Raw genomic sequence first — 19,340 nt, 5'->3', positions numbered from 1 at the left:
GGAGGGAGGTTCCGGATGATCGTGCGCTCATGAGGAGGATGCCTTCGATGGCGTTCCGTGGTCCGAAGGTGTGGCTGTGGCGCTGGCGGCGCAACCCGCTCAAGCGTCGCGCCGACGCGGTGGAGGCGTGGGTCGTGCTCGGTGCCTGGCTGGTCACCGTCCTGGCCGGCGTGCTCGCGGGTCTGACGGCCACCAGATCCGTCGAGGACGGTCTGGCCCGCGAGCGCGTCGAGTGGCGGCAGGTCGCGGCGCGGCTGACGCAGAAGGCGCCCGGTTCGGCCTCCGACCACCCCGCCACGTTCAGCGGCGACCGGGTGTGGGGAAACGTGCGCTGGACCGCCCCGGACGGCACCGCACACACCGGGCAGGTCCGGGTCGGCCCCGGCAGCAGTGCCGGCTCGGCGGTCACCATCTGGACCGACCCGCAGGGCCATCTGGTCACCCGGCCCGCCACCGCCGCCCAGGCCCAGCTGCGCTCCTCGCTGATCGGCGCCCTCGTGGGCATGAGCGCAGCGGCCGTGCCCTTCATCGGGGGCCGTGTCCTGTGCGGCCGTCTGGAACGCCGCCGGATGTCCCGGTGGGACACGGAATGGGCCCGCTTCGGGCCCCTGTGGGGGCGCAAGACGAGCTGACGAGGAACGGCCGCCGCCAGGACCGCGGCAGGGCGTCGCGCTGCGGGCTCGTGATCCCTGTGCCATCGTCGTAGGTGACGCCCCGAGGCGGCGCACACCGGGGCCGGCTCAGGGCGGAAGTGGTGGCGGTTACTCCAGTTGATGCTGGGCCCCTGGACGCCTCGCGCCGGACAACTACCCTCGCGGACACAACCATTTCTGGCGGAAGGCGGTGCCTCATGGCGGAGCAGACTTCCAGAAGGGAACTGGTCGGCGAACTGTCGGCCGAGTTCCTGGGCACCATGGTCCTGATCCTCTTCGGCTGCGGTGTGGTCGCCCAGGTGGTGGCCGGCGGTCTCGGCGACCACGACAGCATCGCCTGGGCCTGGGGTTTCGGCGTCACGTTCGGCGTCTACATCGCGGCCCGGCTCAGCGGCGCCCATCTCAACCCCGCTGTCACCCTGGCCCTGGCCTGCTTCAAGGGCTTCGCATGGAAAAAGGTCGGGCCGTACGTGGTGGCGCAGACCGTGGGCGCCTTCGTCGCCGCGCTGCTGGTGCGCTGGAACTACACGGAGGTCCTGGCGAAGGTCGACCCCGGCCACACCATCAAGACCCAGTTCGTCTTCTCCACCCTCCCGGGAAACGGCGCCCTGCCGGTGAGCGAGCTCGGCGCCCTGCGTGACCAGGTGATCGGCACCGCCATCCTGGTCCTGCTCATCTTCGCCGTCACCGACCTGCTCAACACCCCGCCCGGCGCCAACCTGGCGCCGCTCATCATCGGTTTCCTGGTCGTGGCGATCGGCATGGCCTGGGGCACCGACGCCGGCTACGCCATCAACCCGGCCCGTGACTTCGGGCCGCGGCTCGCCAGTTACCTCACCGGGTACGGGACCGCCTGGCGGGACCAGTACGGCAACTTCTACTTCTGGGTGCCGATCGTCGGGCCCCTGGTCGGCGGCGTGGTCGGTGCCGCCATCTACAAGCTGTTCATCTCGCCGTATCTGACCGGCGAGGAGGTGCAGGAGCCGGGCCGGGTCCCGACACCGGACGGCGAACACACGGCCTAGCAGGAACGGTCCCACCGAGCCGGGCGGGCGTCGGCGCTCAGCAGTTGCGCCCTTCGCCCGTCCGGCTGCTCTCGGCCCGACGGGTGCGGTTACCGTCGTACGCAGCGGTGTGCGCCCGTTCGCGCAGGGCGACGAAGTGCCGCACGCCGGGCGAGGAGCGCCACAGCCATGCGCGGGACCGGCGACAGAACCACGCCTCAGGCCGCGGAGGCCGGGCCCGGGATGCGGCCGTGGCGGTTCGTCGTCGCCTTCGGCACGGTCAGCCTGCTGGCCGACTTCGTCTACGAGGGCGCCCGCTCCGTCACCGGCCCCCTGCTCGCCTCGCTGGGCGCGTCCGCCCTGGTCGTCGGCGTGGTCACCGGCGTGGGCGAGGCCGCCGCGCTGGTGCTGCGGCTGGCCTCCGGGCCGCTGACCGACCGCACCCGCCGCTTCTGGGCGTGGACGATCGCCGGATACACGCTGACGGTGGTCTCCGTGCCGGTGCTCGGTCTGGCCGGGGTCCTGTGGGTGGCGAGCGCGCTGGTGATCGCCGAACGCGTGGGCAAGGCGGTGCGCTCACCGGCCAAGGACACCCTCCTCTCGCATGCCACAGCCGCCACCGGGCGCGGCCGAGGCTTCGCCGTCCACGAGGCGATGGACCAGGTCGGAGCACTGATCGGCCCCCTGGTCGTGGCCGGGATGCTGGCCGCGACCGGCGACGACTACGGGCCCGCGCTGGGTGTCCTGGCCGCGCCCGGGGTCGCCGTACTGGCCCTGCTGGTGTGGCTGCGCCACCGGGTGCCGGATCCGGCCGCCTACGAGCCCGAACCGGAACCCACGGTCGCCGTGGGGCACGTCGGACGGGCGAGGCTGCCGCGCGCCTTCTGGGTGTACGCCGCCTTCACCGGCGCGACGCTGGCCGGGTTCGCGACCTTCGGTGTGCTCTCCTACCACCTGGTCGAGCGGCATCTGCTGCCCACCGCGGCGGTGCCGGTGCTGTACGCCGCCGCCATGGGCGTCGACGCACTCGCCGCACTGGCCACCGGCTGGGCCTACGACCGGTTCGGCACCCGCACCTTGGCCGTCCTGCCCGTCCTGGCGGCCGGAGTGCCGCTGCTCGCCTTCACCGACACCGTGGCCCTGGTCGTGGCGGGCGCGCTGCTGTGGGGCGCCGTGATGGGCGTACAGGAGTCGACGCTGCGGGCCACCGTCGCCGACCTCGTGCCGCCCGGGCGCCGCGCCACCGCCTACGGTCTGTTCGCCGCCGTGGTCGGCGCGGCCACGCTGGTCGGCGGCATCCTCGCCGGCGCCCTGTACGCCCGCTCGATTCCGGCGCTGATCGTCGTCACCCTGGCGGTCCAGGCCCTGGCGCTCGTCCTGCTCGCCGTCACCCGGCCGGGGCGTCCGTCCTGAAAAGCGCGGACGGTCCGCGGGCAGGTGCCCAGCGGACCGTCCGGTGCAGACCCTCCTAGTGGGCGGCGTGCCCGATGCGCCGCCTGCGGCGGTGCAGGGCGAACGCGGTGCCGGTGGCGCCCGCGGTGAGCAGACCCGCGGCGACGGCTATCGGCAGCGCCGGGGAGGCCGAGCCGGTGTCGGCGACGTTCTGCGCCTTGAGGTCCTGGACGTAGGGCGGGTAGGCACCCTGGGCGGAGGCGTCGGTGACTGTCCCGCTGTGGTGCGGGATGCCCTTCACGGACTTGACCGAGCCGTCCGTGTTCAGCAGCACCTGCTTGTTGTTGGGGTGCTTGAAGTCGAACAGGCCGCTCAGGGTTCCGGAGCGCCGGTCGAAGGAGGCGTCACCGATGCGGCCGGTGTGCCAGTTGTTCTCGATGAACCGGGTGATCGACGCCTGCTCGGTGGCGGTGTGGTCGATCGAATTGACCCTGCTGTAGGGGGAGATGACCAGCAGCGGCTGCCGGGTGCCGGGGCCGCAGCGGTCCGCGTAGCCGCCGGCCGCGGCCGGACCGGACTGGCAGGCGGGGCTGTCCAGGGCCTTGCCGTTGGAGCCGGCGGTGGCGTCCTTGGAGCCGTTGAGCACCTTGTCGGCCACGTGGTCGTACCAGCCGTCGGAGTCGTCGTAGGCGACGACGACCGCGGTGGACTTCCACTGCGGCGACTGCTGCAGCGCGTTGATCTCCTTGACCAGGAAGTGCTGTTCGTCCGTCGGGTCCGAGTAGCCGGCGTGACCGTCCTGGTACTCGGCCGCCTTCAGGAAGCTCACCGCGGGCAGGCGGCCGGCCTCGAGGGCCGCGTCGAAGTCCGTCAGGTCGTAGTTGTGGTTGGCCCGGCCGGCGTGTCCGATCTCGGCGACGCTCTTGGGGGCCAGGTGGTGCGGGTTGGACGTCGACTTGTAGTACTCGAACGGCGAGTGGTGCGGGCTGTAGTCCTCCGACGCCGCGCCGCCGACGTTGGCGTGGGTGGCGCCGCCGCACTTGGCGTAGTCGCCCTGCTTGCCGTCCCAGGCGGTGCTGGGCCGGAAGCCGCCCTGGAACCAACCCCAGCTCACGCCCCTGGAGTTGAGCAGGTCACCGATGTTCTTGCCCTGCATGACCGCCAGCGCGTTGGTCGACGTGTGGTCCTTGTCCGAGCAGTCGTCGAAAGCGGGGTCCGGGTCGTTGACCAGCGTGCCGACGCCCTTGGCGTTCGGGGAGAGGACGGTGTACGGGTCCGGGGCCGACGTCTGCTTCGGGTTCTCCGTGCCCGAGGCCGGGTCGACGGAGATCACGCCGTGGGTCTGGCCGGAGATCAGGTTGAGCGCGCCGGGTGTGGAGGGCCCGTAGACCGAGCTGAACGACTTGTCGTTGAGCGCGTAGTGCTGGGCGTAGTTCCACAGCGCCGTGACGGTGTTGCCGTCGTAGTAGTCCATCACCAGGCCGGGCTCGCCGAAGAGCCCGCTGCACTTGTTGACCTCGGTGTTCTCGACGTACTTGTCGGCCTTGCCGCCGTCGGCCGCGTACTGCTCGGGGCCGTAGGAGTGGTTCTGGTCGCAGGTCATGGCCTGCGAACTGGCCAGCCGCTTGGGCTTGTAGAGGTTCGGGTTGTTCTTGAGGAGCCCGGCGTTGAGGAGGTTGTCGGCCTTCGGGGTGTGCGCCGCCGCCTTGAACTTGGTGCCGTCGGTGTTGGCGGCCTTCGGATAGGTGGCGAAGTAGTGGTCGAACGAGTTGTTCTCGTCGTAGATCACCACCACGTGCTTGATCGGTGTCGCGGTGTGCGCGCCGGAGTGGCCGCCCTGGCCGCCGGCGGCCGCCGAGGCGGTGACGGCACCGCCCGCGCTCGCCAGGGCCGCCGCACCGAGCAGGGCGCCTACGCGCGTCAACCGCCGCCGCGACCTTGGGGTACTACCTGTGCCGATCATGCTGTCTCGCCTTCCGAGAGCACGGAATTCCACTGCATTCCACCGAATCCACCGCCACGGAATCCGTGGCCAGGACATCTACGGCTGGATCCTGGGCAATGGTGGCGGCGGGGCGGGGGAGTGGCAATGACGCGTCAGCGAATCTTCGGTCAGGAAATCCTCATCATCTCTTGGCATGCTCTTGACCGAAATCGGCAGGGCGGGATCAGGCCAGTAGCGCGCGCCCCAGCCAGTCGGAGCCGTCCCGCACACCGGGCAGGGCGAAGAAGTAGCCGCCGCCGAACGGGGTGACGTAGTCGACGAGCGGCTCGCCGGCCAGCCGCTTCTGCACCGTCTCGAACTGGCGGGCCAGATCCTGTTGGTAGCAGCAGAACAGCAGGCCCATGTCGAGGTTGCCGTTGCTGTCCGTGCCGCGGTCGTAGTTGTAGCCGCGGCGCAGGATGCGCTGGTCTTCGGTGGCGCCGGTGCGCGGATTGGCTCGCCGGATGTGGCTGTCCAGGGGGATCACATCGCCCTGCGGGTCCTGCGGGTAGTTGGGGGTGTCCGTCTCGTGGTGCCCGTCCAGGGGTGCGCCGGTGTCCCGGGCGCGGCCGAACATCCGCTCCTGCTCGGTGATCGAGACCCGGTCCCAGAACTCCACCAGCATGCGGATCAGCCGTACGACCTGATAGCTCCCGCCCACGGCCCAGTCGGGCTCGCCCGCGCCACTGCCCACCCACACCAGGCGGTCCATCGCCCGGGCGTCGCGTCGGTCGGGGTTGGCGATCCCGTCCTTGAACCCCAGGTGGTTGCGGGGAGCGCCCGAGGGGCGGGGCGGGCTGACGAAGCCGTCCATGCGCCAGCGCACCTGCATGCCGCCGCGGGTGTGCCGGGTGAGATCGCGCAGGGCGTGCAGCACCGTGTCCTGGTTGGCCGCGCACAACTGCACGCTCAGATCGCCGTGGCACCAGGCGGCATCCAGGTCGTCGTCGGGGAACGACGGCATCGTGGTGAGCCGGTGGGGCGCGCGGGAGCCCAGGCCGTACCGTTCGTCGAAGAGCGAGGCGCCGACGCCCACGGTGACCGTCAGGGCGTCTGCGGGGACGTCCGGGCCGAGGGTGCCCGAATCGGCGGGCGGCGCGGTGATGCCCAGCTCCTGCGGACTGCCACCGGACGTCAGGAACCGGGCCCGGTCCGTCAACGTGCGCAACAGGTCGGCCAGTTCGCCCCGGTTCTCCGCGGTGGCGTCGAAGGCGACGAACGCCGTGGCGCGCTGCGCCGGAGTGACGATCCCCGCCTGGTGCCGCCCGTGAAAGACCACCCGCCCACTCTCGCGGGGCTGCGCGGCGGCGGAGGCGGCCTGCCGGTCGGCGGCCACGAGCCCGGCTCCGGCCACAGCGGCAGCGCCGGCCAGAAGACCGCGGCGTGCGATGTTGTGCGCCGGGTTCACGCGGTCCTCCGTATCTCGGTGGGGGTGGCCGTGGCGGAGGGCTTTTCGATCGGCTCGCATGGGCCGGCGTCGATGGTCTCGGGCTTGGCGCGGAGCGTCTCGGCGGCGGAGGCGGCCTGGTGGTCGAGGGCCACGTGCCCGGCGCCGGCTTCGGCGAACGCGCCGGCGAGGAGGCCATGGCGGGCGGTGTCGGGCGGCGGTGTCACGCGGTTCTCCGTACGTCGGTGAGGGCGGCCACGTCGGCGAGTCGCTCAACCAGCTCGCCCAGGTCCGCGTCGATCTTCTCCCGTTGGGCACGGGGGAGTGCGTCCAGCGCTGTCCAGTGGCCGTCGTGCTCGCCGCCGTCGAGCGTGCGCCGGGCACGGGTCATCCAGGAGTCCAGGCCGGACAGGTCCTTGTCGCGGGTCTTCAGCAGCGGTCGCAGACAACCGAGCAGCACGCGGGTGCCGTCGAGGTTGGCGCGGGCGGTGGCCAGGTTTGTGCCGCTGCCGTAGTCGGTACGGCCCGTCAGCTCCAGCTGCACGGTGTTCTCCAGGATCTCGTGCGCGCGCAGACCGACGTCGGCCGGATCCATCCGCTGGTCGGGCCAGCTGTCACGCAAGGCGTGCACGGCCTGGTCGAGCCGGCCCGCCGGCCCGCGCAGGCTGCCCGCCGACTCGCCGTGCCACAGGCCGTACTCGACCCGGTGGAACCCCGTGAAGCCCGCGTCGCGCACCCCGCCGGACAGTCCCGCCGTGGTTCTGTTGATCGCCGAGTCCGCGTCACCGAAAGTGCCGTAGGCGGCGCCCATCCGCTCGTACACGAGGTGCGCGGGAAGCCAGGCGGCGCGGGCGGCCGGGAGGTCCCCGCGGTCGATCGCGGCGCGCAGTACATCGGTCTTGTTCGCCAGCTCGACCGTGCGGGCCCCGATCCACTTCTGGTAGGCGAGCGTGGGCGGTATGAGCTGCTGCTGGGTCACCGGGACGGCGGCCGGGCCGCTCCGCACGTTCCCGCCGGTTATCTGCACGGTGGGGCCGGTGACGGCGTCGGCGTCGTCGGGCAGGCACTTGAAGGCGTACGCGCCCTTGCCGAGCGTCACCCGTATCGGGCGCTCGGTACCCGGGGCCAGCCCCTCGACCTCGCCGTAGACCGCGCCCGTCTTCGCGTCGGTCAGATAGACCTCGGCCGCGGCGCCGGAGGTGTTGCGCAGCTCGAAGACCTGACGGCCGGGTTCGGGGTGGGTCCAGCCGCGGCCGCAGTGGGCGGAGGTGACCTCGACGGTCGTGTGCCGCAGCCCGTCGGCCGTCCTCGCCTGCTGCCGGCCCCCGCCGGAACCAGCGGCAGCCAGCACCCCGGCCGTCACCGCGGCCACGGCCGTCAGGACACCGCCCGCGAGCAGCGCGGTGCGCCGCCGGGACCGGGCAGCGGGTGGACCGGATGCGGTTTCGGGCATGCCGGCCCTCCTGGAAGTCGTACGAACGAGTCGGCGCCGAATGATCCTAAGCAGGTCCGAGGACCGCGACAGCCTTCCTGACCGGTTCCTCACCGGAGGAGGAGCCAGAATTCGGCCACGGTTCACCCGCTCGTTCCGCAGGGCGGCGGCGTCTCACGTGCGGTGATGCCGGTGCGGTCTGTGCGTGGCGGCCGACTGGTCCCGTGGTCAGGAGGTATCGGGCCCGCCGGGAAACGAAGCAGCGCAGCGCCGAGCATGCCGACATGGCGCGGTCCGAGACGGCTGCCCGCCTGGACGACGTGGCCGCACCATGACGTCGTCAGCCGGCCCCGCCCGGCAGCGCCCGCTCCAGCACCCCGTCCACATCGGCGGCGTCCGGCAGTGTGCCGAAGGCGTGACCCCAGTCGCCGCCCAGCCGGGTCGCGCAGAAGGCGTCCGCGACGGCGGGCGGGGCGTGCCGGACCAGGAGGGAGGCCTGCAGGGTCAGGGCCATCAGCTCCACCAGGCGCCGGGCTCCGGCCTCGGAGCCGGTGGTGAGCAGTCCCTCGAGCCGGGTCACGGCGGCGTCCAGGCGGGCGTCCGCCCCCTGTGCCAGGGCGAGTTCGTCGAAGAGAGCCTGAGCGGTGCCCGGCTCCCGCCTCAACGCCCGTAGTACATCAAGGGCGTTGACGTTCCCGGAGCCCTCCCAGATCGACAGCAGCGGAGCCTCGCGGTAGTGGCGGGGCATGCCCGACTCCTCCACGTAGCCGTTGCCGCCGAGGCACTCCAGGGCCTCCGCGGTGAAGGCCGGGCCCCGCTTGGTGACCCAGTACTTGCCGACGGCGGTCGCGATCCGCCGGAACGCCGCCTCACCCGCGTCCCCGCGCACCGCCCGGTCCGCGGCGCCCGCCAGCCGCAGGGTGAGCGTCGTGGCCGCCTCCGACTCCAGCGCGAGGTCCGCCAGCACGTTGCGCATCAGCGGCTGGTCGACCAGCCGCGCCCCGAACGCGCTGCGGTGGCGCACGTGGTGTCCCGCCTCGACGAGCGTCTTGCGCATCAGCGTGGCCGACATCATCACGCAGTCGAGCCGGGTGCAGTTGACCATCTCGATGATCGTCTTGACGCCACGGCCCTCCGGCCCGACCAGCCAGGCCACCGTCCCGTCGAACTCCGGTTCCGAGGAGGCGTTGGACCGGTTGCCCAGCTTGTCCTTGAGCCGCTGGATGCGGAATGCGTTGCGGCTCCCGTCCGGCAGGACGCGCGGCACCAGGAAGCACGACAGCCCCTCCGGGGCCTGCGCCAGCACCAGGAACACATCGCACATCGGCGCCGACGTGAACCACTTGTGCCCGCGCAGCTGGTACACGCCCGGCTCGGCGGTCGGCCACGCCGTGGTGGTGTTGGTACGGACGTCGGAGCCGCCCTGCTTCTCGGTCATCCCCATGCCGGCGAGCAGCCCGCGCTTCTCGGTCGGAACCCTCAGGCCCGGCTCGTACTCCCGGCTGGTCAGCAGGGGTTCGTAGATCTTCGCGAGCTCGGGCTGGGTGCGCAGGGCGGGTACGGCCGCGTACGTCATCGAGGTGGGACAGCCGTGCCCGGCGTCGGTGTGCCCCCACACCAACCCGCCCGCGGTACGGGCGACATGGGCCCCGGGCCGGTCCTCCGCCCACGGCGTGGCGGCCAGCCCCTCGGCCACCGCGGCCCGCATCAGATGGTGCCAGCTCGGATGGAAGTCGACCTCGTCGACGCGGTTGCCGTATCGGTCGTGCGTGCGCAGCACCGGCTCGTGGACGTTGGCCTGCTCGGCCCACTCCTGTGCCTCGGCGCTGCCGGCCCGCAGCCCGAGCCGCCGGACGCCCTGCTCGGCCCATCCGGCGCCCTCCCGGCGCAGCCCCTCCAGCAGGGCCGTGTCCTCCGAGGCGTCGTACGGCGTCAGGGCGGGAGGCTGGTTGGTGACGTCGTGCGTGGCGTACTGCCGGCGGGGCTGCGCGGGCGCGGGTGTCGGGACCATGCGACCATGTTGCATCTTTTCTGCGACCGTAGCAATGGTGCAACAAGATGCGTGCACGTAAAGTACCTGCTCATGCGGATGAACATGCCGTCGCAGCCCGGCGAGGTCGACCTGCCGCCGCTGTCCGCGCGGTCGGTCGTGCTGAGCCTGCTGCTGGGCACGCATCCGCCGGAGCTTCCGGTGAAGGAGCTCGTGCGCGCGGTGGAGCCCTTCGGTGTCGGCGGCTCCACGCTGCGCGCCGTGCTCAGCCGGATGGTGGCCGCCGGTGACCTGCGGCGTGCCGACGCCGTCTACCGGCTCAGCGACCGTCTGCTGGTTCGCCAGCGCCGCCAGGACGAGGCGGTGGAGGCCCGCACGCGCGCGTGGCACGGCGACTGGGAGATGGTGGTGATCACGGCGACGGGCCGCGGCCCCGCCGAACGCGCCGACCTGCGCACCCGGTTGACCACCCTGCGCCTGGCCGAACTGCGCGAGGGTGTCTGGCTGCGCCCCGCCAACCTCAGCCGCCCCCTGCCGGTCGACCTGGAGCAGGTGGCCCAGTCCTACACCGCCCGCCCCGGTCGGCCTGCGCGTGAACTGGCCGCGCAGTTGTGGCCGTTGGATGCCTGGGCGGAAACCGCCCGGTCCCTGCTCGCCCACGTCGTCGAGGCACACCGCCCGGCGGACCGCTTCACCGCCTTCGCCGCGGTCGTCCGCCACCTGCTCGCCGACCCCGTGCTGCCGACCGAGCTCCTTCCCGGGGACTGGCCCGGCGCGACGCTGCGGGCCGCCTATGCGGCCTATCAGGGGGAGATCACCCGGTCGATCGGGCACTGAATCGAGCGGCGCCGACACGGTGCCGGCACGGCGGCGGCCGTACGAAGCGCCGTGCGGGTGCGCTTCGTACGGCCCGTTTCACCGTGGGGGGCCTACTTGTAGGTGATGTCGGACGACGCGTACTTGCAGTACGTGCCATCCGGGCCCGAGCCGTTCTTGGGCGGCTCGGCGCCGGTGTTGTTCCCGATGTACTTCTGGCAGGGCACGATCTTCTTGCTGCTGTCCCCGACGATGGTGATCTTCTTCAGGGTCGCGCTGTCGCCGTAGTTGGTGTTGATGCCGACGAGGGCAAGACCCTTGTAGGTCGCCTCGATATTGCTGAGGTTGATGGTCCGCTTGTACTGCGTCTTGCAGTTGCCGCAGGAGCGCACCAGCTTGCCGAAGTTCTGCACCGCGAAGTTGGAGACGTTCAGCGTGCCGGCGCCGTTGAACTGGAACACCTTGTCGCTGGCTTCCTTCGCGCCGCCGCCGGAGACGGTGTAGACGTTGGACGACGAGGAGCCCCGGAAGGTCGCCGCGTCCTCGCCGACGTCCTCCCACCACACGTTCTGCAGGGTGCAGCTGCCCTCGCAGTGGATGCCGTCCGCGGCGGGGGCGCCGATGATGACGTTCTTGAGGACGGTCCCGGCCGCCAGGTCCAGGATCGGGTCCTGGTTCTCGCTCTGTCCTCCGGTGCCCAGGTCTCCGCTGCCGTAGAGGCGCTTCATCCCGTAGTCCTTGGTGCCGGAGAGCTTGATGGTGGCGGTGACGGGCTGGCTGCCGTTCGCGGTGGGCCAGGTGGCGGCGCCGGCGGGCGAAGCGCTTTCTGTCATGATCATGCCAAGCGAGAGGCCGAGTGCGGCCAGGCCTCCGGCGACTGCGCGCCGGCGGGTGCGCGGAAGTGCTGGTGAAGTCATGTCCCGATGCCTTCCTCCGGGTGGGGTGGTCAGAGCTTTCCGGCGCCCGCGCCGCCGGTCACCGAGGCGACCACGGACGAGGCCGGTTCGGCGGTGTAGCTGTAGGGCGGGCTGGTGAAGGTGCCGACCTGGGAGATCTCGGTCGCGGCTCCACCGAGATCGTTTCCGCTCAGGTTGGCGTAGCCGTCCTTGTCGCTGTCGCGGCTGGTGGTGACGGCGACCTGGGTGTCGCGGAACACGTTGTTCTGCACGAACATCTGGGCGCCCATGCGGGAGTGCACGGCGGTCTCGGCGCCGACGACGTAGTTGTCGTAGAAGTGGCCGGTCCCGAACCGCAGGCTGGGGATGCGGGAGTTGACGTTGTTGAACCAGTTGTGGTGGTACGTCACCCGCAGATGCCCGGTGTCCTCGCTCGCGTTGTTGTCGCTGTGCCCGACGAGCGAGCCCTTGTAGTGGTCCTTGAAGGTGTTCCAGGAGACGGTGACGTAGTCCGAGGCGTGGGTGATGTCGACCAGGCCGTCGTAGTAGTCCTTGCCGTGGTCGCGGTCCGACGACAGCGAGTTGTGGTCGATCCACACCTTTGTCGAGGTCTGGACCGTGATCGCGTCCGTCTTGACCGCCTTGCTGAGGTTCAGGTTGCGGATGACGACATTGGACACCTTCTTCAGGCGCAGCCCGCCGCCGGTGAACCCGGAGGACGAACCGACGCCCAGCACCGTGGTGTTGGAGCCGACGTCGACCTGACCGCTCAGTGAGATCAGGCCATTGACCTTGACGACCTTCGCGGTGCTGCCGGAGACCGCCGACTTGAAGGCGTCAAGCGTCGAGACCGTCACCGCCGCGGCGCTGCCGCCGCCGGTCGTCCCGGCGCCGAACCCGACCGGCGAGGACTCGGCAGCCCCGGCCGACTGGGGGAGTGTCAGGACGGACACCGTCGCGAGGGCGGCCGCCGCGGCCACCAGGGCGGACCTTTGCGCGTGTGTACGTGGGGGGAGAGTGCGCATGCGGGTGCGTCCCTTCAGGAGGACTTGCTCGATCGTATACGTGAACGATGTACAGCATGCTGAACCCTGAGTGCGAGCAGCGTGGCCATGCAGGCCTACAGGGGGTGCCCGCTGGTCACACTGCTGAACGGAACGTAGAGGGCAAGCGCTTTCTAGTCAACGCTTTGCGCAGAAGGCGTCAGGGAAGGCCTGGTGAGCGGCAAGGGCTGTCCGGAACTGCTCGGGCAAGAGACGCCAAGTCCCGTGGGAGCGCTTCCATGATGGTTGTGTCCATGCCACCATGCGGGCGATGCCGCCTGAGAACGGCCCCCTGCCCACCCCTCCCGCAGAGAAAGGGGCAAAGACGTGCCCACCCCCACCCCCACCTCCACCGGGAGAGTCCTGCGGACGGCGCTCCTGACGCTGGTCGCCGCGCTGGTGCCGTTACTCGCCGCGGTGACCCTCACCGCACCCCCGGCCGCCGCACGCACCGCCGTCCCCACCGCGACCCTCACCGAGGTCACCGGCTTCGGCACCAACCCCAGCAACCTGCAGATGTACCTGTACGTGCCGGACAGCGTCACCGCGCACCCCGCGGTCGTGGTCGCCGTGCACTACTGCACCGGCTCCGGACCGGCCATGTACAACGGCACCGAATGGGCCCAACTGGCCGACACCTACGGCTTCGTGGTGATCTACCCGTCGGTCACCCGTGCCAGCAAGTGCTTTGACGTCTCCTCGCCCCAGGCCCTCAGACGGGACGGCGGCAGCGACCCCGTCGGCATCAAGTCGATGATCGACTGGGTCACCCGCACCTACTCCGCGGACACCAGCAGGATCTACGCCACCGGCATCTCCTCCGGCGCGATGATGACGAACGTCCTGCTGGGCGACTACCCCGACGTGTTCGCGGCCGGCGCCGCGTTCTCCGGCGTCCCCTTCGGCTGCTTCGCCACCACCGACGGCTCCGAGTGGAACAGCGCCTGCGCGAACGGCACCGTCACCCACACCCCGCAGGAATGGGGCGACCTGGCCCGCGCCGCCTACCCCGGCTACACCGGCCACCGCCCCCGCATGCAGCTGTGGCACGGCACCGAGGACGCGACGCTGCGCTATCCCGACTTCGGGGAGGAGATCAAGCAGTGGACCGACGTCCTGGGCGTCGGCCGGACCCCGGCCGCCACGGACTCGCCCGCCTCCGGCTGGACCCGCACCCGCTACGGCTCCACCGGTGACCAGGCTCCCGTCGAGGCCATCAGCCTCCAGGGCGTCGGCCACAACCTCTACAGCCACGGTATGGCGTTCCGCGCGCTGACCTTCTTCGGCCTCGACAGCTCCGGCCCCGCGCCCCAACCCCGGCCCGGCGCCTGCAGGGTGACCGCCACCACCGACGCCTGGAACACGGGCATGACCGCCTCCGTGACGATCACCAACACCGGCACGACGACGATCAACGGCTGGCAGCTCGCCTTCACCCTGCCCGCCGGCCAGGCCGTCACCAACGGCTGGGGCGCCACCTACACACCGGCGACCGGCGCCGTGACGGCCACGAACGCCTCGTACGACGCCACCCTCGCCCCGAACGCGAGCGTCACCATCGGCTACCAGGCGAGCCATACGGGAAACAGTGCGGCGCCGGGCGCCTACACGCTCAACGGAACGTCCTGCACGGGCAGTTGACACCCCCAAATCCACGGTGGCAGGGACGCCCGGCTCCGGCCGCCGTGATCTTCGGGTCCGAAGGGGATCCGAAGTGATCAGGCTCCTGTCGGGCGCGGCACCCCTGTCCACCCGTCAGATGCTGCTGGTGAACCTGCTCACGGACCTGTTCCCGGCGATGGCGGTGTCGGTGACGCCGGCGGGGGCGGGGGCGGGAGAGCAGGACACCAAGTCGCCGGAAGGCGCGAACGGCGGCGAGGGGACCGAGCCGCTGGGCACCTCACTTCTCGGCGCCCCCCTGATGCGCAAGATCCGCCATCGCGCCCTCACCACCACCTGGGCGCGACCACGGCCTGGCTGTTCGGCCGCTTCACACCGGGCACGGCCCGCCGCTCCGCCACGATGGCGCTGTGCGGCCTCGTCGGCACCCAGCTCGCCCAGACACTCGCCGACCGCCGCAGCAGCCCGCTGGTGGCCGCCACCGCTCTCGGCTCGGCCGCCGCCCTGTTCCTCGTGGTGCAGAAGCCGGGCCTCAGCCGGCTCTTCGGCTGCACCCCACTCGGTCCGCTCGCCTGGACCGGCGTCGCCGCGGCGATCGCGGTCGCGGTGGCCTGCCAACGGGCGGTGCCGTACGTGGAACGGGCGGTCCTGAGAGTTCTACCGAGCGGATGATCTCGGCCGAGGGGGCGTGCCGCCCCTGAAGGGGCGCGGGGAGCGGCGAGACCGGCCACAACCAACCCGTAGTCGCAGGACGAGACTAGTCACCCCCCGAGCAGGCGATCAAACAGACCGGTGGTACTGATCAGGCACGCGCACATCCCCGCCCAGCTCCCGCGCAGCGCGTCGTGCCCACGACGGATCGCGCAGCAGTTCCCGCCCGAGCAGCACCGCGTCCGCCTCCCCGTTGGCGACGATCTTCTCGGCCTGCTCGGCATCGGTGATGAGCCCGACCGCGGCGACCGGCATCGTCGTCCCGGCCTTCACCCGGGCGGCGAAGGGGACCTGGTAGCCGGGGCCGACGGGAATGCGGACGCCCGACGCGTTGCCGCCGGTGGAGACGTCGAGCAGGTCGATGCCGTGGGCGTGGAGGTCGGCGGCGAAGCGGACGGTGTCGTCGGCCGTCCAGCCCCCGTCCTCCAGCCACTCGGTGGCCGAGATACGGAAGAACAGCGGCTTGTCGTCCGGCCACACCTCCCGTACGGCGTCCACGACTTCGAGGGCGAAGCGGGTGCGGTTCTCGTACGAGCCGCCGTAGGCGTCGGTGCGGTGGTTGGAGTGCGGTGAGAGGAACTGGTTGATCAGGTAGCCGTGGGCGCCGTGGACCTCGGCGACCTCGAAACCGGCGGCCAGGGCCCGGCGGGCGGCGGCCGCGAACTGGCCCACGATCTCCCCGATCTGATCGGTCGTCAGCTCGGTCGGCACCGGGTGCCGGTCGTCGAACGCGACCGCGCTCGGCGCGAGCGCCTGCCACCCGTGAGCGTCCGGACCGACCGGCGCGCCGCCCTTCCAGGGCCGGTCGGTCGAGGCCTTGCGGCCGGCGTGGGCGAGCTGGATTCCTGGCACCGTGCCCTGCGAGACGAGGAAGCGCGTGATACGTCGGAAGGCCTCGGCCTGGGTGTCGTTCCAGATACCGAGGTCGTACGGCGAGATGCGGCCCTCGGGTGAGACGCCGGTGGCCTCGACGATGATCAGCCCGGTGCCGCCGGCCGCGCGCGCCGCGTAGTGCGCGAAGTGCCAGTCGTTCGGCGCGCCGGTCTCCGGGCCCTCCGGCGCGGCCGAGTACTGGCACATCGGGGGCATCCAGACCCGGTTCGGGATGGTCACATCACGCAGGGTGAAGGGCTGGAAGAGGGCGCTCATGGGGAGCTGCTCCGTTCTCGCGGGACCGAAGGACGGTTCGTACGATAGGCGTCGTAGTACGGGGGATGTCAAACTACGATGTCTCTCGTACAATGGGTGGCGTGAGTACCACCGCCCCTGCCGCCGGCAGCCGTGATCTGCCGCACCCCGCGTGTGACGAGATCCGGCTGGAGACCGTGCTGCACGCGCTCTCCGACCCGATGCGGCTGCAGATCGTGCGAGAGCTCGCCGCCGACGGCGGCGAGCTCTCGTGTTCGCAGTTCGAGCTGCCGGTCACCAAGTCCACGTCCACCCACCACTTCCGGGTGCTGCGCGAAGCGGGGGTGGTGCGGCAGATCTACCGGGGCACGGCGAAGATGAACGGCCTGCGCCGGGAGGACCTAGACGATCTCTTCCCGGGGCTGCTCGACAGCCTGCTCGCCGCCGCCACTCGGCAGGCCGTCCGCCTCGGCGGCTGAAGCCGCCGCTGAAGTCGCCTTCGAGGGAAGGTGGTTGAAGAGCAGGTTCAGCACGATCGCCGTCAGACAGCCCGCGCTGATGCCGCTGTTCATCACCGTCTGGAACCAGTCAGGGAACTTCGCGTAGACCGTCGGCACGCCGACCGGCAGCATGCCCACGGCCACCGACACCGCCACGACCGTGAGGTTGTGGTTGTCCTTGAAGTCCACCTGGGCGAGGGTCCTCAGGCCGCTCGCGGCCACCGTCCCGAACATCACCAGCCCCGCACCGCCCAGCACCGGCGCGGGTATCGCCGCGACCACCGCGCCCAGCTTGGGCAGCAGGCCGAGCACCACGAGAATGCCGCCCGCGGCGGCCACCACCCAGCGGCTGCGCACCCGGGTCATGCCCACGAGGCCCACGTTCTGCGCGTACGCCGTGTACGGGAAGGTGTTGAACACGCCGCCGAGGACGGTCGACAGGCCGTCGGCGCGCAGGCCGTCCGCCAGCGAGCGTGCCGCCACCTTGCGCCCGGTCATCTCGCCCACCGCGATCAGGTCGCCGGTCGTCTCGGTCATCGTCACCAGCGCCACGACCAGCATGGAGATGATCGCCGAGGCATGGAAGCTGGGCGCCCCGAAATGGAACGGCGTGCTGATGCCCAGCCAGTGGGCGTCGCCGACCCCGCTGAAGTCCGTGAACCCGAAGGGGACCGCCGCCGCCAGCCCGACCGCGATGCCGATCAGCACCGCGATCCGGCTCAGGAACGCCGGCGCGAACCGCTGCACACCCAGCACCACCGCCAGCACGAACCCGGCCAGCGCCAGGTTCTCCGGCTCCCCGAAGTCCTTCGCACCGACCCCGCCCGCGGCCCAGTTGCCCGCGACCGGCAGCAGCGACACCCCGATGATCAGAATGACGGTGCCCGTGACCAGCGGCGGGAAGAACCGCAGCAGCCTGCCGAAGACCGGAGCGAGCAGCGCGATCGCGAGCCCCGCGACGATCACCGACCCGTAGATCGCGGGCAGCCCGCCGCCCGTCGTCCCGATCAGCACCATCGGCGACACCGCCGCGAACGTACAGCCCTGCATGATCGGCAGCCGCACCCCGAACCGCCAGAAACCCACGCACTGGATGAGCGTCGCGACACCGCACACCAGCAGATCGGCGGTGATCAGATAGGCCAGGTCCGCGGGCGACAGCTTCATCGCACCGCCCACGATCAGCGGCACCGCCACCGCGCCCGCGTACATCGCGAGCACGTGCTGCAGACCGAAGGCGGCCAACTGCCGTACGGGTGGGACCTCGTCGACGGGATGGACGGGGGCGGTCGTGGCCATGGGCGCTCCAGAGCGGCGGCGGGGAGGGGACATCCGAACAGCACGAGACCGTAAGGGGCTTGAACAGTTTGTTGATTGCCGGGTTGTTGCCGATGTGTGTCCTGCCCACTCGGCGCCGTCCGACTCTGCTACGACGCCTGCCGCGACCCCGCCGCCGCCAGCAGCGACTCCCAGTCCGCCAGCTTGACGACTCCGCGCCCGAGCGAGGCCCCGAGGCTCGCCTCGGCCCGCTCGATGGCCAGCCATCCCGCCCACGGGACCGGTTCGATCCCCTCCGCGCACAGCATCGCGACCGGATCCTCCGGAAGCTCCCTGCGCACGAGCACGGGGGCGTCCTCGAGCAGCGACAGCACCGTCTCCCTGGCGCACGGACGGTTGGTGCCGATGACGCCCGTCGGGCCGCGCTTGATCCAGCCGGCCGCGTACTCGCCCGGCGCGACCACGCCCGCGCGCAGGACGCGTCCCGCCAGATGGGGCACGGTGCCGTTCGCCGTGTCGAAGGGCAGCCCCTCCAGTGGCATCCCGCGATAGCCCACCGAACGCAGCACCAACTGCGCCTCGACGTCCTCGTACCGTCCCGTGCCCGCCACACCGCCCTGCCCGTCGGGCTCCGTCCGCTCGAAGCGCACCGCCCCCACGCGCCCGCCGTCGGCGAGCAGTTCGACGGGGCGCAGGAAGAAGCGCAGCCGGATGCGGCGCGGGGTGTCCCCGGGCGGCGTCTGCGCCCAGCCGCGCAGAACGTCCACGTTGCGACGCTGGACCGCCGGCAGTGCGGCTGGATCCAGGTAACCCGGATCCAGCGCCAACTCGCCCGGATCCGCGAAGAGTTCGGTCTCCGGCAGGCCGCCCAGCTCGCGCAGTTCCTTCGTCGTGAAGCGGGCCTGGGACGGGCCGCGGCGGCCCACCATGTGGATGTCCCTCACCCGGCTCGCGGCCAGCGAGCCGAGCGCCGCCTGCGGCATGTCGGTCGGGCTCAGCTCCGCCGGGCCACGGGCCAGCATCCGGGCGACGTCCACCGCGACGTTCCCCACGCCGATGACCACGGCCGAGCGGGCGTCGCGTACGAAACCGTCGTCGGCGGCGTCCGGATGGGCGCTGTACCAGGACACGAACTGCGTCGCCGACCAGCTGCCCGGAAGGTCCTCGCCCGGGATCCCCAGATGGCGGTCGGTGGCGGCCCCCACGCAGTACACGACCGCGTGGTACAGCTCGCGCAGCCGGGCGGCCGGCAGCCCGCCGGGACCGATCCGGACGCCGCCGAGGAACCGCACCCGCTCGTGCTCCAGCACCGTGCGCAGGTTGTTCTGCAGGGACTTGATCTTCTCGTGGTCCGGTGCCACGCCGTAGCGCACCAGGCCGTAGGGGCACGGCAGCCGGTCCAGGACGTCGACGAGTACCCCTGAGTCCAGCTGGACGAGGTTCTGGGCGGTGTAGACCCCGCTCGGCCCGGAACCGACGACGGCGACACGCAACACGGCGGAACTC

16 protein-coding genes and 1 pseudogene are annotated in these 19,340 nt (G+C 71.3%); 7 read left to right on the top strand and 10 right to left on the bottom strand.

All coding sequences use genetic code 11. The features are described 5' to 3' along the window. Positions 1-47 precede the first annotated feature (47 nt). From LJ657_RS41435 to LJ657_RS41425, 3 genes are all read left to right on the top strand, one after another. Positions 48-632 (top strand): Rv1733c family protein, encoded by a 585-nt coding sequence (locus LJ657_RS41435; protein ID WP_232654862.1) that lies wholly within the window; start codon positions 48-50, stop codon positions 630-632. A 218-nt stretch (positions 633-850) separates the two neighbouring features. Continuing rightward, on the top strand, positions 851-1,678 hold the full coding sequence (locus LJ657_RS41430; protein WP_232654861.1) for an MIP/aquaporin family protein: 828 nt from the start codon (positions 851-853) through the stop codon (positions 1,676-1,678). Positions 1,679-1,846: 168 nt separating this feature from the next. Continuing rightward, a complete protein-coding gene (locus tag LJ657_RS41425; protein ID WP_232654860.1) occupies positions 1,847-3,070 on the top strand; it encodes an MFS transporter in 1,224 nt (407 codons plus the stop codon). A 55-nt stretch (positions 3,071-3,125) separates the two neighbouring features. On the opposite strand, the gene LJ657_RS41420 is transcribed toward LJ657_RS41425, so the two are convergent. The 5 genes from LJ657_RS41420 to LJ657_RS41400 all read right to left on the bottom strand — a co-directional run bounded on the left by LJ657_RS41420 (position 3,126) and on the right by LJ657_RS41400 (position 9,863). Continuing rightward, complete coding sequence (locus tag LJ657_RS41420) at positions 3,126-5,012, bottom strand: phospholipase C (RefSeq protein ID WP_232654859.1); 1,887 nt, start codon at positions 5,010-5,012, stop codon at positions 3,126-3,128. Positions 5,013-5,217: 205 nt separating this feature from the next. Next, complete coding sequence (gene efeB, locus LJ657_RS41415) at positions 5,218-6,441, bottom strand: iron uptake transporter deferrochelatase/peroxidase subunit (RefSeq protein WP_232654858.1); 1,224 nt, start codon at positions 6,439-6,441, stop codon at positions 5,218-5,220. Next, entirely contained in the window at positions 6,438-6,647 is a 210-nt protein-coding gene (locus tag LJ657_RS41410) for a hypothetical protein (protein ID WP_232654857.1), read from the bottom strand. Before LJ657_RS41410 ends, efeB begins: the two co-directional genes overlap by 4 nt. After that, positions 6,644-7,873, bottom strand: coding sequence for an EfeM/EfeO family lipoprotein (locus tag LJ657_RS41405; RefSeq protein WP_232654856.1), 1,230 nt, complete (start codon positions 7,871-7,873; stop codon positions 6,644-6,646). The genes LJ657_RS41410 and LJ657_RS41405 overlap by 4 nt, the downstream gene beginning before the upstream one ends. A 319-nt stretch (positions 7,874-8,192) precedes the next feature. Then, positions 8,193-9,863 (bottom strand): DNA alkylation response protein, encoded by a 1,671-nt coding sequence (locus LJ657_RS41400; RefSeq protein WP_232654855.1) that lies wholly within the window; start codon positions 9,861-9,863, stop codon positions 8,193-8,195. 72 nt (positions 9,864-9,935) lie between these two features. On the opposite strand from LJ657_RS41400, the gene LJ657_RS41395 reads away from it, so the two are divergent. Continuing rightward, entirely contained in the window at positions 9,936-10,679 is a 744-nt protein-coding gene (locus LJ657_RS41395; protein ID WP_232654877.1) for a PaaX family transcriptional regulator C-terminal domain-containing protein, read from the top strand. A 92-nt stretch (positions 10,680-10,771) separates the two neighbouring features. On the opposite strand, the gene LJ657_RS41390 is transcribed toward LJ657_RS41395, so the two are convergent. Together LJ657_RS41390 and LJ657_RS41385 are read right to left on the bottom strand one after the other, a co-directional pair. After that, complete coding sequence (locus tag LJ657_RS41390) at positions 10,772-11,575, bottom strand: pectate lyase (RefSeq protein WP_232654854.1); 804 nt, start codon at positions 11,573-11,575, stop codon at positions 10,772-10,774. A 29-nt stretch (positions 11,576-11,604) separates the two neighbouring features. Then, entirely contained in the window at positions 11,605-12,579 is a 975-nt protein-coding gene (locus LJ657_RS41385; RefSeq protein WP_232654853.1) for a pectate lyase family protein, read from the bottom strand. Positions 12,580-12,924: 345 nt separating this feature from the next. Here LJ657_RS41385 and LJ657_RS41380 point away from each other — a divergent pair, with 345 nt between their 5' ends. Together LJ657_RS41380 and LJ657_RS41375 are read left to right on the top strand one after the other, a co-directional pair. After that, on the top strand, positions 12,925-14,238 hold the full coding sequence (locus LJ657_RS41380; RefSeq protein WP_232654852.1) for an extracellular catalytic domain type 1 short-chain-length polyhydroxyalkanoate depolymerase: 1,314 nt from the start codon (positions 12,925-12,927) through the stop codon (positions 14,236-14,238). A gap of 82 nt (positions 14,239-14,320) precedes the next feature. After that, a pseudogene (locus LJ657_RS41375) lies at positions 14,321-14,889 on the top strand (cation-translocating P-type ATPase C-terminal domain-containing protein); the annotation flags it as partial. A gap of 108 nt (positions 14,890-14,997) precedes the next feature. Here the strand turns inward: LJ657_RS41375 and LJ657_RS41370 are convergent. Then, positions 14,998-16,077, bottom strand: a complete 1,080-nt coding sequence (locus tag LJ657_RS41370) for an NADH:flavin oxidoreductase/NADH oxidase (RefSeq protein WP_232654851.1) — start codon at positions 16,075-16,077, stop codon at positions 14,998-15,000. 92 nt (positions 16,078-16,169) lie between these two features. On the opposite strand from LJ657_RS41370, the gene LJ657_RS41365 reads away from it, so the two are divergent. Further along, positions 16,170-16,535, top strand: a complete 366-nt coding sequence (locus tag LJ657_RS41365) for an ArsR/SmtB family transcription factor (protein WP_232654850.1) — start codon at positions 16,170-16,172, stop codon at positions 16,533-16,535. On the opposite strand, the gene LJ657_RS41360 is transcribed toward LJ657_RS41365, so the two are convergent. Together LJ657_RS41360 and LJ657_RS41355 are read right to left on the bottom strand one after the other, a co-directional pair. After that, positions 16,458-17,855 (bottom strand): nucleobase:cation symporter-2 family protein, encoded by a 1,398-nt coding sequence (locus tag LJ657_RS41360; protein WP_232654849.1) that lies wholly within the window; start codon positions 17,853-17,855, stop codon positions 16,458-16,460. The two genes, LJ657_RS41365 and LJ657_RS41360, sit on opposite strands and share 78 nt — an antisense overlap. Positions 17,856-17,983: 128 nt before the next feature. Then, positions 17,984-19,330 (bottom strand): FAD-dependent oxidoreductase, encoded by a 1,347-nt coding sequence (locus LJ657_RS41355; protein WP_232654848.1) that lies wholly within the window; start codon positions 19,328-19,330, stop codon positions 17,984-17,986. Between the last annotated feature and the right edge of the window lie 10 nt (positions 19,331-19,340).

This window comes from Streptomyces guryensis (assembly GCF_021261325.1).
GTDB classification, from domain to species: domain Bacteria; phylum Actinomycetota; class Actinomycetes; order Streptomycetales; family Streptomycetaceae; genus Streptomyces; species Streptomyces guryensis.
This window is presented reverse-complemented; position numbering and strand designations above follow the sequence as displayed.